13 protein-coding genes are annotated in these 14059 nt (G+C 69.8%); 10 read left to right on the top strand and 3 right to left on the bottom strand.

From position 1 onward, the window contains the following. Window positions 1–5 precede the first annotated feature (5 nt). Window positions 6–440, bottom strand: coding sequence for a VOC family protein (locus DBV35_RS17805; protein WP_108661642.1), 435 nt, complete (start codon window positions 438–440; stop codon window positions 6–8). 77 nt (window positions 441–517) lie between these two features. On the opposite strand from DBV35_RS17805, the gene DBV35_RS17800 reads away from it, so the two are divergent. Beyond that, entirely contained in the window at window positions 518–1213 is a 696-nt protein-coding gene (locus tag DBV35_RS17800; RefSeq protein WP_108661641.1) for a winged helix-turn-helix transcriptional regulator, read from the top strand. A gap of 144 nt (window positions 1214–1357) precedes the next feature. Continuing rightward, on the top strand, window positions 1358–2761 hold the full coding sequence (iaaH, locus tag DBV35_RS17795; protein ID WP_342752377.1) for an indoleacetamide hydrolase: 1404 nt from the start codon (window positions 1358–1360) through the stop codon (window positions 2759–2761). 421 nt (window positions 2762–3182) lie between these two features. Here iaaH and xth read toward each other — a convergent pair whose 3' ends face one another. Together xth and DBV35_RS17785 are read right to left on the bottom strand one after the other, a co-directional pair. Then, window positions 3183–4022 carry an exodeoxyribonuclease III gene (gene xth / locus DBV35_RS17790; protein ID WP_211099997.1) on the bottom strand — a complete coding sequence of 280 codons (840 nt, stop codon included), beginning with the start codon at window positions 4020–4022 and terminating at the stop codon, window positions 3183–3185. Beyond that, the gene (locus tag DBV35_RS17785; protein WP_108661638.1) at window positions 3976–4308 is read right to left on the bottom strand and encodes a HesB/IscA family protein; all 333 of its coding nucleotides are present in this window, start codon (window positions 4306–4308) and stop codon (window positions 3976–3978) included. The genes xth and DBV35_RS17785 overlap by 47 nt, the downstream gene beginning before the upstream one ends. Window positions 4309–4382: 74 nt before the next feature. Between DBV35_RS17785 and DBV35_RS17780 the strand changes: the two genes are divergently transcribed. The 8 genes from DBV35_RS17780 to DBV35_RS17745 all read left to right on the top strand — a co-directional run bounded on the left by DBV35_RS17780 (window position 4383) and on the right by DBV35_RS17745 (window position 14052). Continuing rightward, complete coding sequence (locus DBV35_RS17780) at window positions 4383–5558, top strand: deoxyguanosinetriphosphate triphosphohydrolase (protein ID WP_211100009.1); 1176 nt, start codon at window positions 4383–4385, stop codon at window positions 5556–5558. 82 nt (window positions 5559–5640) lie between these two features. Further along, entirely contained in the window at window positions 5641–7368 is a 1728-nt protein-coding gene (gene argS, locus DBV35_RS17775; protein WP_108661636.1) for an arginine--tRNA ligase, read from the top strand. A 114-nt stretch (window positions 7369–7482) separates the two neighbouring features. Further along, on the top strand, window positions 7483–10104 hold the full coding sequence (locus tag DBV35_RS17770) for an SPOR domain-containing protein (protein ID WP_157961825.1): 2622 nt from the start codon (window positions 7483–7485) through the stop codon (window positions 10102–10104). 4 nt (window positions 10105–10108) lie between these two features. After that, a complete protein-coding gene (gene nagZ / locus DBV35_RS17765; RefSeq protein WP_108661634.1) occupies window positions 10109–11110 on the top strand; it encodes a beta-N-acetylhexosaminidase in 1002 nt (333 codons plus the stop codon). Continuing rightward, window positions 11107–11940 carry a segregation and condensation protein A gene (locus DBV35_RS17760; RefSeq protein WP_245943973.1) on the top strand — a complete coding sequence of 278 codons (834 nt, stop codon included), beginning with the start codon at window positions 11107–11109 and terminating at the stop codon, window positions 11938–11940. The genes nagZ and DBV35_RS17760 overlap by 4 nt, the downstream gene beginning before the upstream one ends. After that, the gene (scpB, locus tag DBV35_RS17755; protein WP_108661633.1) at window positions 11933–12586 is read left to right on the top strand and encodes an SMC-Scp complex subunit ScpB; all 654 of its coding nucleotides are present in this window, start codon (window positions 11933–11935) and stop codon (window positions 12584–12586) included. The genes DBV35_RS17760 and scpB overlap by 8 nt, the downstream gene beginning before the upstream one ends. Beyond that, window positions 12561–13655, top strand: a complete 1095-nt coding sequence (locus DBV35_RS17750; RefSeq protein WP_157961824.1) for an ABC transporter ATP-binding protein — start codon at window positions 12561–12563, stop codon at window positions 13653–13655. Before scpB ends, DBV35_RS17750 begins: the two co-directional genes overlap by 26 nt. Before the next feature lie 166 nt (window positions 13656–13821). Further along, window positions 13822–14052: a twin-arginine translocase TatA/TatE family subunit gene (locus DBV35_RS17745; RefSeq protein WP_108661631.1), complete on the top strand. Its 231-nt coding sequence runs from the start codon at window positions 13822–13824 to the stop codon at window positions 14050–14052. The last annotated feature ends 7 nt before the right edge of the window (window positions 14053–14059 follow it).

The raw sequence follows: 14059 nt of genomic DNA, 5'->3' as shown, positions 1-14059 counted from the left end.
GAGGCTCAGGCCGCGGAGTTGTTCTGGGGCATCTCGGCGAGGAACGCCTCGACGTTCATCCACATGATCTCCCAGATGTGACCGTCGGGATCCTCGAAGCTGCGGCCGTACATGAAGCCGTAATCCTGTACCGGTCCCGGATCCGCGACGCCGCCGGCGGCCTCGGCCGTGGCGATGAGGGCGTCGACCTCTTCGCGGCTGTCGGTGGAGAGGCACAGGAGCACTTCGGTGCTCGTCTTCGCGTCCACCACCGTCTTTGGCGTGAAGCTTGCGAACTTCTCGTGCGTCAGGAGCATCACGTGGATGATGTCGGTGAGCACCATGCCGGACGCCGTCTCGTCGGAAAAGCGGTCATCCTTGGTGAAGCCGATCGCCTCGTAGAAGGCGGTTGCCTTACCGAGATCGCCAACGGGTAAATTAACGAAGATCATCCGTGCCATGAGGTTCCTCCGCGTTTGCTTGCCTCACTTGGCGCAAGGTGTCACTAAAAGCAACTAGGAAGTTACAAAAACTAACTATGAGGCCCGATACGGATACGGACGACAGGCGGCGGTACAATGACGCATGCGCGGCGGCGCACGCGCTCGACCTCGTGGGCGAGCGCTGGGCGCTCCTCGTGATGCGTGAATTGATGACGGGGCCGAAACGTTTCAGCGACCTGCGCGCGAACCTGCCGGGGATCAGCGCCAACATCCTGACGCGCCGCCTCCACGGGCTGGAGGGGATCGGCGTCGTCGAGCGGCGCGAGCTGCCGCCGCCGGCCGCCTCGAAGGTCTACGCGCTGACGGCCTGGGGCTATCAGGCCGAGCCCATCCTGCGCGAGCTTGGACGGTGGGCCGCCCGCTCGCCCTGGCACGACCCGACGATGCCCTTCTCGTCGGCCTCGCTCCTCCTGTCGCTGCGCACGATGTTCGATGCCGGGCGCGCCGCCGCGACGGGGGTCGACGCCCGCGTCGGCTTCGCGGTCGGTCACGACCGCTTCCTCGCCCGCATCAGCGGGGCGGGGATCGACGTCGACCATGGCGACCTCGACCTTGCGGACGTGGTGCTGACGGGGGCGCCTGAAGCGGTCGTCGGGCTCCTCTATGGCGGCGTCCCGCTCGCGGATCTCGAAGCCTCGGGTGCGCTGTCGGTGGACGGCGACCGGGCGCTCGCGGCCGCGCTTCCCGGCCTCTTTCCGCTGCCGCCCAAGGCGGAGGTCGCGTCGGATTGAGGCGTCCCCACCGTCACGCCCCTGTGTCCCTTCCGCCGATATGATCCATATGTGGGGAAAGAGAATCGGGGAGGGCTTCAGATGGGTGTGCATGGATGGAGCACGACGGCTGCGCTGCTTAGCGTCGCACTTGCGGCGGCGCCGGTGCATGCGGCCGATCCGACGGCGATGACGGCGACGGAGACGGTCGGCGCGATCACGGACCGTCAGGTGAGCGCGCAGGAGGTCACCGAGGCCTATCTCGCGCGCGCTGAGGAGAAGGCGGGCCTCAACGCCCTCATCACGCTCGACAAGAGCGGGGCGCTCGCCGCGGCGAAGGCCATCGATGCCCGCATCGCCGCCAGCGGCGCGGCGGGCCCGCTCGCGGGCGTGCCGATCGTCATCAAGGACAACATCACCGTCTCGGGCCTGCGCACCACCGCCGGGACGCCCGGCCTCGACGCGTTCGTGCCGAACAAGACGGCGCCGGTCGCGAAGGCTCTCCTCGACGCGGGGGCGGTGCTGATCGGCAAGGCCAACATGCACGAGCTCGCCTTCGGCATCACCTCCAACAACGTCGCCTACGGACCCGTCGGCAACGCGCTGGCGCCGGACCGGTTCGCCGGCGGCTCCTCCGGCGGCACCGCGGCGGCGATCGCTGCGGGCATGGCCGAGGCGGGGCTCGGCACCGACACGGGCGGCTCGGTGCGCATTCCGGCCGCGCTCAACGGCCTTGCCGGCTTGCGGCCGACAACGGGGCGTTATCCCGGCGCCGGCATCGTGCCGATCTCGGCGACGCGCGACACGGCCGGCCCGATCGCGCGCACCGTCGCCGACGTCGCCCTCCTCGACGCAGTGATCACCGGCGCGGACGCGGCGCTGACGCCGGTGGACCTCTCCACCGTGCGCCTCGGCGTGCCGAAGGAGATGACCGACAATCTGTCGCCCGGCGTGAAGGCCTCCTTCGACGACGCCCTCGCGACGCTGGAAGAGGCGGGCGTCACCCTCGTCCCCGTCGAGATGGGCGAGATCCTGCGCATGAGCGGGGAGGCGGGCTTCCCGATCGCGCTTTACGAGGTGAAGCGTGACCTTGCCGCCTTCCTCAGCGAGAACGTCCCGAACCGGACGCTGGAGGCGATCGTCGCCGCGATCGCGAGCCCGGACGTGAAGGCCGTGTTCGACAACGCGGTCATGGGCGACAAGGGCGTGCCGGAGGAGGGCTATCGCGAGGCGGTCAACACGATCCGCCCGGCGATGCAAAAGGCTTACGCAACCCTTTTCGAGGAGAATTCGCTCGCGGCGATCGTCTTCCCGACGACCCCGCTCGAGGCGCAGCCGATCGAGGGCTCGGACGAGTTCGTGATGCTGAACGGAGAGAAGGTGCCGACCTTCCTGACCTTCATCCGCAACACCGATCCCGGCAGCCTTCTCGGCGTGCCGGGTCTCACGCTGCCCATCGATCCAACGCCCGAGGGCCTTGCAGTCGGCCTCGAGATCGACGGTCTCGCCGACACCGATCGCGACCTTCTCGCCGTCGGTCTCGCGCTGGAGGCGGCGGTCGGGGAATGAGGGCTGGCGGCGCCTGTCCGGGCCGCCCGTTGTGGCGGATCAGCCACGGATCCGGCCGGCGCCGTCGCGGGGCTTGCGTCGAAGTGGACAACTATCAGGCACGAGACTTGCATTCAGATCGAATCATGTCACCATCCTGAGTGTGTTCAACACAGCGAAAGGAGGTGATCCAATGTCGAGTGGGATTTCTGAGCGGACGTCGGCGTCTGGATCAGGATGTGAACTTTGGGGCAGCCTCTGGGGCTTCGCTGACTGATCGGGGTTTGCCGGACGGCCACGTCCGCCAAATTTCCACGGAGGGCCGCGAAAGCGGCCCTTTTCGTTGTCTTGAGGCAATTTCCCGCGACGCGTCATCCACTGGCGCAAAATTGTGCAGCCGGTGAAGAGCGGGGATAGTCCGGCCGCCGGCCGGGTCGCGCGCTCAGACGTCGAGCGCCACCACCACCGGCACATGGTCGGACGGCTTCTCCCAGCCGCGCGTGTGCTTGTGGACATCCACCGTGACGAGGCGGTCCGCTGCCACCGGTGACAGCATCACGTGATCAATCCGGATGCCGTTATTCTTCTGCCAGGCGCCGGCCTGGTAGTCCCAGAAGGTGTAGATCCCGTCCGCCGCGCTGACCGCGCGCTGCGCATCGATGTAGCCGAGATTGACGAGCGCGCGGTGGCGGTTTCGGCTTTCCGGCTGGAACAACGCGTCGTCGACCCAGCGGTCCGGATGGCGCGCGTCGATGGGCTCGGGGATGACGTTATAGTCCCCCGCGAGGATGATCGGCTCGTCGGTCGCAAGCAGCGCCTCGGCGCGGGCGAGCATCCGGTCCATCCAGCTCAACTTGTAGGGGAATTTAGGCGTGTCGATCGGGTTGCCGTTCGGGAGGTACAGACTCACCACCCGCACCGCACCCGTCTCGGTCGACACCGTCGCCTCGATCCAGCGGGCGTGCTCGTCCGCCTCGTCACCGTCGAGGCGGATGGTCACATCCTCCAGCGGGCGCTTTGAGAGGAGGGCGACGCCGTTGAAACCCTTCTGCCCGTGCGTCGCGACATTGTAGCCGAGCCGCTCGATCGGCTCGGCCGGGAACTGCTCGTCCTGCGACTTGATCTCCTGCAGGCACACGATGTCGGGCGCGGCCTCTTCGAGCCAGCGCGTCAGGCTTTCCTGGCGCGCTTTGACGCCGTTGATGTTCCAGGTCGCGATTCGCACGGGGGTCCGATCAGAGAAGCGAGAAGGACGTGCCGCAGCCGCAGCTCGACTGGGCATTGGGGTTCTTGATCTGGAAGGACTGGCCCATCAGATCGTCGACATAGTCGAGCTCGGCCCCGGCGAGGAAGGGGAGGGAGACCGGGTCGACCACAACGGTCGCCGTGTCACCCGCGATCACGAGGTCGTCCCCCTCGGGACCCTCCACGAGATCGTAGCGATATTGGAAGCCGGAGCATCCGCCCCCCTCGACCGAAACGCGCAGCGCGCCGGCGTGTTCGCCGGCGAGAATCTTCGCCACTCGGGTCAGGGCACGGGGCGTCACTTGAAAGGATGCGTCAGACATAGCGCCTCCTGCAAAGAAAGGTGTTACGCCCTTGATATAGGGTGCCTGCGACCGACGCCAGAATCAGGAGAGGGATCCTCGTGCGAAACGTGCGCCCATCCCCGCGCCTTCTCGCTCCCTATGCGAGCGACCCGACCAGGAGCCGCGGCCGGCGCCTGGCGGAACCCGCGTCGGCGACGCGCACGCCCTTCCAGCGCGACCGGGACCGGATCGTCCATTCGGCCGCCTTCCGCCGCCTCACCCACAAGACCCAGGTCTTCATCACCACCGATGGCGACCACTACCGCTCGCGCCTCACCCACAGCCTGGAGGTGGCGCAGATCGCGGGCTCGATCGCGCGCGTCCTGTCGCTCGACGAGGATCTGTCCGAAGCGCTCGCCCTCAGCCACGATTTCGGCCACACCCCGTTCGGCCACGAGGGGGAGAATGTGCTCGCCCGCCTGATGGCGCCCTATGGCGGGTTCGACCACAACGCCCAGGCCTACCGCATCGTGACGCGCCTCGAGCGCCGCTACGCCCACTTCGACGGGCTGAACCTCACCTACGAGATGCTCGAAGGCCTCGTGAAGCACAACGGGCCGCCCGCCGCCGACAGCGAATCGCCCTTCCTGCGCGATCCGGAGCTTGCCGACCTCGATCTCGTCTCGCAGGCGAGTCTCGAGGCGCAGATCGCCGCGATCTCCGACGACATCGCCTACGACGCGCACGACATCGATGACGGCTTGCGCGCCGGCATCCTCAATTTCGAGGGGCTGCGCGAGGTCGGCCTCGTCGCCGACATCCTCGACGAGGTGGAGCGAGAGGCCCCGCGCCTCGACCCCGCCCGGCGCACGCACGAGCTGGTGCGCCGCCAGCTCACCCGCATGATCGAGGACGTGATCGGGGAGACGGTGCGGCGCGTCGCGCGCGCCGGCGTCGCGACCGCCGCCGACGTCGCCGCGCAGCCGGGGCCGCTCGTCGCCTTCTCGCCGGAGATGGCGCGCTCGGAGCGGGCGCTGAAGACGCTCCTACACCGCGACCTCTATCGCGATCCGGACGTGCTCGCCGCGCGGGTGAAGGCGGGGCAGGTGGTGGAGGATCTCTTCGCCGTCTTCGCGAGCGACCCGCAGCTCCTGCCCGAGGCCTGGCGCGACACCAGCGACGAGGGGAGGCGCCTGCGCCGCACCTGCGACTATATCGCCGGCATGACCGACCGCTTCGCGCTCGGGGAGCACCGCCGCCTCGTCGGAAACACGCCCGATCTCGGCTGATCTGCGCGGAAGGATGGCTCGCCCCCTCGCGCTTGGCGTCGGTCGGCGCTAAGGAGGCGCCACTTCAGGATCAAGGGACGTCATGCATCTCGTCGAGACACTCAAACAGGCCGTCGCCGCCATCGTGCAGGAGGAGGGGCTGACCGACGGGCTGGACCGTATCGCCGTCGAGACGCCGCGCGACCCCACGCACGGGGATTTCGCCACCAACGCCGCGATGGTCCTCGCCAAGGCCGCAAAGCGCAATCCGCGCGAGCTGGGCGAGTTGATCGCGCGCCGCATCGCGGAGAGCCCGCTCGTGGAGAGCGCCTCCGTCGCGGGACCGGGCTTCGTCAACATGACGATCTCGAACGCAGCGGTGGCCAGCGTCGTGCGCGCCGCGCAGGACGGGGCCGCCTTCACCGCGCTCGGGCGGACCGACGCGCCGCAGAAGGTGAATGTCGAATACGTCTCGGCGAACCCGACCGGGCCGCTCCATGTCGGCCACGCGCGCGGCGCGGTGGTGGGCGACGCGCTCGCGAACATCCTGGAGCTGCGCGGCCACGAGGTGACGCGCGAATATTATATCAATGACGCCGGGGCGCAGGTCGACGTCCTCGCCCGCTCCGCGTTCCTGCGCTATCGCGAGGCGCTCGGCGAGACGGTCGAGATCCCCTCCGGCCTTTATCCTGGCGACTATCTCGTCCCGGTCGGCGAGGCGCTGGCGCGCGAGCACGGGTCCGCCCTCCTCGAGGAGAGCGAGGCGGTGTGGCTGCCGATCGTGCGCGAGACGGCGATCGCGATGATGATGGACGCGGTGCGCGAGGATCTCGCCGTGCTCGCCATCACGCACGAGACCTTCTTCTCCGAGAAGAGCCTCCAGGCGCCCGAGGACATCGTCGCCCAGACGATCGCGCACCTCGAAGGGGACGGGCTCATCTATGAGGGCGTCCTGCCGCGCCCGAAGGGGCAGGCGGACGACTGGGAGGACCGGGAGCAGACGCTCTTCCGCTCCACCGAGTATGGCGACGACATGGACCGCGCGCTGAAGAAGTCGGACGGGTCCTACACCTATTTCGCCTCCGACATCGCCTATCACGACCACAAGATCACGCGCGGCTATGACCGGCTGATCGACGTGCTCGGCGCCGACCATGGCGGCTATGTTAAGCGGATGACAGCGGCGGTCGCGGCGCTCAGCCACCGCCGGGTGCGGCTCGATTGCCTGCTTTGCCAGCTCGTGAAGCTCTACCGGGCCGGCGAGCCGGTGAAGATGTCGAAGCGGTCGGGCGACTTCGTCACGCTGCGCGAGGTCGTCGACGAGGTGGGCGCCGATCCGGTCCGCTTCATGATGCTCTTCCGCAAGTCGGACGCTCCGCTCGATTTCGACTTCGCGAAGGTGACCGAGCAGAGCCGGGACAACCCCGTCTTCTACGTCCAGTACGCCCACGCCCGGTGCGCTTCGGTGAAGCGGCAGGCGGTGGAGGCGTTCGATGCGGCGATTCTGGAGGATCTATCCAGTGCGCCCGTCGAGCGGCTGACTGATTCGGGGGAGCGGGCGCTCGTCGTGACGCTGGCACAATGGCCGCAATTGCTGGCGTCTGCGGCCGACGCGGCCGAGCCGCACCGCGTCGCCTTCTACCTCCACGAACTTGCCTCGGCCTTGCATACGCAATGGAACAGAGGCAAGGATGACGTCACGCTACGGTTCGTTAACACCGAGGCGCGAGACTTGACGCGGGCGCGCCTCGCGCTCGTCGAGGCTGTTCAGGCGGTGTTGCGCCATGGGCTCTCGGCGTTGGGCGTCAGTGCGCCGGATGAGATGCGATAGTCGGCACAGGATCTGTGGTCTCGCCCGCAACGGGCCCCGCAGCGGAGTGCATGTTTGAGTGGCGGGCGAACCATGAACGGTCCGACGCGATCCAACTCGTTTGATCGACCCGCCGTGTTGGGGGCGGACGGTCGGCGCTCGTCCGAACCGGACGACGTATTCGATGAGCTGGATCAGTTCGTCGATGCGGACCCGGTCGGCTGGGCGGCGCCGAGGACGAAGGCGCGCGATCCCGAACACGATTATGACGACGCGCCGGAGGACGAGCGTCCCGAGGACGTGACCGACGATTCGCCCCTCTATGACGAGGCGCTGGAGCGCGACGAGCGCGCCCCGGCCTACGCCGCGTACGACGAGGACGAGCCGCCCTTCGAGACCGAAGACGAGACCTTCGCCGACGCGTCCGACGAGGATGTCGACGACACGCTCGCGGCCGCCTTCAGCTCCAGCCACGGCAAGTCGGCCCGGCGCGACGCCTTCGCGCGGCGGCTGAACGAGGAGCTTTCGCGCCCGGCCGTCGCCGCCGAACCCGAGCCCGAGCCTGAAGCCGAGCCCGAACCCGTCATCGTGCCGCCCGCGCCGCGCGCGATCGCGCCGCCGGTCCTCGCCGAGCCCGAGGACGACGACGACGACAGCGACGAGACGTTCGAGGACGAGATCCTGGCGGCGATCCCCGCGCGGGTCATTCCGCGCGCCGAGATCGCTCCGCGCCCCGAGGCCACTCCGCCCGTGCGCGAGGCGCGCCCCGTCGAGGCGCCCGCGACGCGTCCCCTTCCGCCGCGCGCCCCTGCCGCGCGTCCCGTCACCACCCCGACGAGCCGATTCGCGCCCGAGGAGCAGCCGGGGCCGAAGCGTGCGCAGCCCGAGGCCGTCCCCGCGCCGATCCGCCCCCGCGAGCGGGCGGCCGAGAGCGCCGCCGCCGACGAGGCGGAGGCCGTGCAGCTTCCCGCGCTGCCCGACACGGGGCCGGCCGACGCGCTCGACTGGGAACTCGACAACGCCATCAGCGCGATCGTCGCGAACGGCCGGGCGAAGACCGCTCCCGCCGCGCCGACCCCGGACCTTGATGAGGATGAGCTGCTGCCGCCCGTCCCGAAGGCCGCGCCCTATGTGCCGGTGACGACTGCGCGCACCGCGCCCGCCCCGGCGCAGCCCCAGCTTCCGGCCCGCCAGCCCGCGCCCGCCCCGGTTCCGGCCCCCGCCGCGCCGAGCGCGAAGGCCGCGCGGGCCGATGACGGCGCGAAGGCCGTGCCGGCGCCGCCCGCCGCCCTTCCGCCGCTCGCATCCCCCGGCGGCCTCGGCGCGAAACGCCTGCGGCCGATCCCGACCTTCCGCTTCGAGCGGCGCGAGGAGGTGAACGAGCCGTTCCCCACCGCTCCGCCCGATATGGACGACCCGCTCGTCGGTGTCTTCTTCCCCGAGGAGCTGGAGCGGCGCGGCGAGGGCGACGCCTTCGAGGACGACGAGGAACTCGACGTCACTCTCGGCGAGTATGACGAGGACGAGGACGACGACTACCGCGACCCGCGCGCCTATGACGAGCTGCCGCCCTCGCTGAGCCGTGCCGCGCAGACCGGCCGCCGCGACCGCCGCAACTCGCGCTTCCTCGGCTTTGCCGCGATGGGCGGCGGGGTGATGATCCTCGCGCTCGGCGGCTATCTCGCTTACGGCCTGTTCTTCGGCGGCCCGACCGTGCCGACCGGCGAGCCGCGCGTCATCCAGGCCGACGCGCGCAACGTGAAGATCCGCGCCGAGGAGACCGAATCGGACGCGCGCCCCGACATCGCGGAGCGCACCGCGCTCGGCGACAATGACCGCCTCGTGATGCCGGACCGCGTGCGCATCGACAACGCCGCCGCCGACGAGGATGACGACGACACCGACGGCAACGGCCTCACCTCGCGCCAGGTGCGCACGGTGGTGGTGCGCCCGGACGGGACATTCGTGTCGGCCGACCAGATGGGGAGCGGCGGCCAGGCTGCGCGCACCGCGAGCAGCGCCCAGCAGGCCCGCAACCCGGCCGACGCCGCGACGGTCGGCGTCGCCCCGGAGGCTGAGCCCGGCGTGCGCGACGTGCCCTCGCAGCTTGCCGCGAACTCCTCGACCAATGCCGCGAGCAGCATCGGCGCCGCCCCGTCGGCGGGCGTCTCTCCCGGCAGCACGCTGGAATCGCTTCTCCCGTCGAGCGGGGAAGGCGAGGCGGTCGGGCTCGACGGGACCGAGCCGGGCCTCGACGCCGCCGAAGCGACGCCGGAGACCGGCACCGCGGTGCAGATCCCGCAGCGCCGGCCCCCGCCGCCGCCGCGCTCCACCTCGGTCGCGAGCGTCTCGACCCAGCGCAGCGAACCCGCGCCGAGCCCGTCGGCCTATGCCGAGACGGCGCCGGAGCGGCCGACCCGCGTCACCGCGATCGACAACAACATCGTCCGTCCCGGCTCCAGCCAGCCCTCGCCGCAGGCCGCCACCGTCTCGGCGGCGCCGCTTGCGAGCGCGCCGTGGGGCGTGCAGGTCTCCTCTCAGCGCAGCCGTCCGGACGCGGAGGCCTCGTTCCGCGCCCTCCAGGCGCGCTATCCGTCTCTCCTCGGCGGCGTCGAGCCGCTGATCCTGCAGGCCGATGTCGGCGAGCGCGGGCTCTTCTATCGCGTGCGCATCGCGGCGCAGTCGCGCAACGAGGCGAACAGCCTTTGCCAGCGGCTGAAGTCGGCCGGCGCGGATTGCTTTGTCGGACGCAATTGACACGATGACAGCCCCCCTGATTGTCGGACTCGCCGGTGTGAGCCTGACCGATGACGAGCGCGCCTATCTGCGCGATGTGCGCCCGCTCGGTATCATCCTCTTCGCCCGCAATATCGGCGACGCCGCGCAGATCAGCCGCCTCACCGAGGAGGCGGCGGCGCTCTCGGGGGCGGGCCTCGTCTTCATCGACCAGGAGGGCGGCCGCGTGCAGCGGATCCGCCCGCCGCTGGTGCCCCGCTATCCGCCGGCGGCGACCATCGGCCGGCTCTATGCGCGCGACGTGGAGGCGGGGCGGCGCGCGGCCCATCTCGTCGGCCTGCTGATCGCCTCCGACCTCCTGCCGCTCGGCATCAACGCGCCGTGCCTGCCGGTCGCCGACGTTCCCGTCCCCGGCAGCCACGACGTCATCGGCGACCGCGCCTACGGGACGACGCCCGAGGCCGTCTCGGTGCTCGCAGGCGCGGTGGCGGACGGCGTGCTCGAAGCCGGCGCCTTCCCGGTGGTGAAGCACATTCCGGGGCACGGCCGCGCGATGGTGGACAGCCACGTCTCGCTCCCCGTCGTCGAGGCGACGCGCGAGGCGCTGGAGGTCGATTTCGCACCCTTCCGTGCATTGTCCGCGCTGCCGATGGCGATGACGGCGCATGTGCGTTACACCGCCCTCGACGAGACGCGCTGCGCGACGCTGTCGCCGCGCGTGATCTCGCTCATACGCAACGAGATCGGGTTCGGCGGGCTGTTGATGAGCGACGACATTTCCATGGGAGCCCTCGGCGGGGATCTCGCGGACAATGCCGCGGCGGCGCTCGCGGCGGGCTGCGACTGCGTGCTCCACTGCAACGGCGACATGGACGAGATGCGCCTCATCGCCGATCGCCTGCCGCCGATGGCGCCATCCGCCGCGACGCGGCTCGCCGCCGTCCTTGCGCGCCGCAACAAGGCGCCGGCCGGCGACATCGCGGCACTGCGCGAGGAGTTCTCCGCCCTCACGGAGGAGCCGGCGTGAGCGGGGAGGACCCCTCCGCGCCACCGAAGCTCCGTCTCGTCGACGATTTCGAGGATCCCCCCCGCACGCCGATCCGCGACGAGGACATGCTGCATGTCGACGTCAACGGGTTCGAGGGGCCGCTCGACCTTCTCCTCGCCCTCGCGCGGCGCAACCAGGTGGATCTGACGCGGATCCAGATCCTCCCGCTCGCCGAGCAATATCTCGCCTTCATCAAGCGCGCGAAGGATCTGCGGATCGAGCTCGCCGCCGACTTCCTGGTGATGGCCGCCTGGCTCGCCTTCCTGAAGAGCCGTCTCCTCGCCCCCGCGCCCGACGACGAGGGGGCGGACGGGGAGGAGCTTGCCGAGGATCTCGCCTTCCGCCTGCGCCGGCTCGAGGCGATGCGCGAGGCCGCCGACGCGCTCTTCGCGCGCAACCGGCTCGGCCTCCACGTATTCGCCCGCGGCGCGCCCGAGGCGCCGGTGATCCACCAGGAGGTCCACTACAAGGGCTCCCTCTACGAGCTTCTGTCCGCGTACGGCACGGTGCGTCAGGGCGAGATCGTGCGCGAGACCACCATGGAGAAGCGGCCCTTCTTCTCCCTCGTCGACGCGCGGCGGATCATGGAGCGCATCGTCGGCGGCCACGCCGAGTGGCTGCCGCTCGAAGCGCTGATCGCCGCGATGCCCTCGCACGAGAGCCGCAAGGCGGTGATCGCCTCGACCTTCGGCGCCGCGCTCGAGATGGCGCGCGAGGGGAAGATCGCGGTGCGGCAGAGCGCGCCCTTCGCGCCGCTTTATCTGCGGTCGACCGACCCCGACCGCGCAGGAACGAACGGCGATGGCTGAACCCGTCACACTCTTTGGCGGCGGACCGGGGCAGGGGGAGGCGCTCAGGCGTCTCGAGGCCGTGCTCTTCGCCGCGAGCCAGCCCCTCACCGAGGAGGCGCTGTCCGCGCGCCTGCCCGAGGAGGAGGATCTGCCGCGGCGTCTGCGCCAGCTCCAGACGATCTACGCCAATCGCGGGGTCAATCTGGTCGAGGTCGCGGACGGGTGGGCCTTCCGCACCGCGCCCGACCTCAGCGACCTGATGTCGGCCGAGCGGATCGCGGAGCGGCGCCTGTCGCGCGCGGCGATGGAGACGCTCGCCATCATCGCCTACCACCAGCCCGTCACGCGCGCCGAGATCGAAGAGATCCGTGGGGTTGCGGTCGCGAAGGGGACGCTCGATATCCTGCTCGAGACCGGATGGGTCCGCCTGCGGGGTCGCCGGCGGCTTCCGGGGCGGCCCGTGACCTTCGGCACCACGCCCGCTTTTCTGGACGCGTTTTCGCTCGCCTCGATCACGGACCTGCCGGGGCTCGACGACCTCAAGGGCGCCGGGCTTCTGGAGGGGACGCCGCCGGCCGGCTTCTCCGTGCCGCTGCCGCGCGACGACGACGCGCTCGACGCCGATGAGGACCCGTTGGATGCAGATGACGGCGAGGAGACCTGAGGACGACGGCGAGCCCGGTCCCAAGGGTGAGGCCGTTCCCCTCTCGATGGACGGCATTTCGTTCGCCATCGCCGGCAAGCCGATCCTCAGCGACGTGTCCCTCACGGTCCGCCCGCGCGAGATCGTCTGCCTGCTCGGCCCGTCCGGTTGCGGCAAAACGACGCTTTTGCGGATCGCCGCCGGAATCGAGCGTCAGGACCAGGGAAGCGTGGTGGTCGGCGGGCATGTCGTCGCCGACGCGCGCCACTTCGTCCCGGCGGAGGCGCGCAAGCTCGGCCTCGTCTTCCAGGACCTCGCGCTCTTCCCGCACATGCGGATTGCGGAAAATGTCACCTACGGGGTGAACAAGCTGCCGCGTTCTGAGGCAGCCCGCCGCGCCTCCGAGGCGCTGTCCCAGGTCGGCCTCGCCGGATATGAGCGCGCCTATCCGCACGAGCTCTCCGGCGGCCAGCAGCAGCGCGTCGCGCTGGTGCGCGCGCTCCTGCCCGCGCCGAGCGTCGTTCTCTTCGACGAGCCCTTCTCGGGTCTCGACCGGGGCCTGCGCGCGACGGTGCGCGAGGACACGCTCGCGCTCCTGCGCGAACGGGAAGCGACGGCGGTCATGGTGACGCACGACCCGGAGGAGGCGCTCGCGGTCGCCGACCGGATCGCGCTGATGCGGGCCGGGCGCATCGTGCAGACGGCGACGCCGGAGGAGATCTGGCGCTGGCCGGTCGACCTCGAAGCGGCGAAGGTCTTCTCCAGCCTGAACATTTTCCGCGGCCGGGCGGGGGGCGGGATGCTCGTCACGCCGATCGGGCGCGTTCCGGTGGGGCCGAACCGGGAAGGGGAGGCCGTGACGGTCGCCTTCCGGCCTGACGCGATCCGCGTTTTCCCGATGGACCGCGATGTCGGCGTGCCGGCCAAAGTGGTGCGACGTCGTTTCTTCGGCACCCATATGGAATTGACGGTGATCGTCGATGATATGGCACTGTTGTTGCGTGCGGAGCCGTACCTGGTGCCGCAGGCGGACGGTGTCCGCGTGCAAGCCGATTTTCGCCAGGCCATCGTGTTCGACGGGGAACAATAGCCATATGCGCGGGCGTTTCGGCGCGTTATAGGTGGCACTCAGCCGTCGTGGCACCCATCCGGGTCAGGGTTTCGATCCTATCGGGCGGGGGCGACACGCAGGCCCAACAAATCCGATCGACACGCAGCGTGCCGGTCAAACGAGAATGAAACAGAGGTAGTGAGACATGGGTATCAGCGTTTGGCAGATCCTCATCATCGGTGTGATCCTTGTCCTGCTCTTCGGACGCGGCAAGATCTCTGAGCTGATGGGGGACGTCGCCAAGGGGATCAACAGCTTCAAGAAGGGCCTCGCCGAGGACGACGAGAGCGCCCGCAAGGAAGCCAACCGCACCATCGAGCATACCCCGGCATCCACCGTGAACACGAAGGATGCTGAGAGAAGCCGCAACGTCTGACCCGAGC

Source organism: Acuticoccus kandeliae, from assembly GCF_003073115.1.
This window is presented reverse-complemented; position numbering and strand designations above follow the sequence as displayed.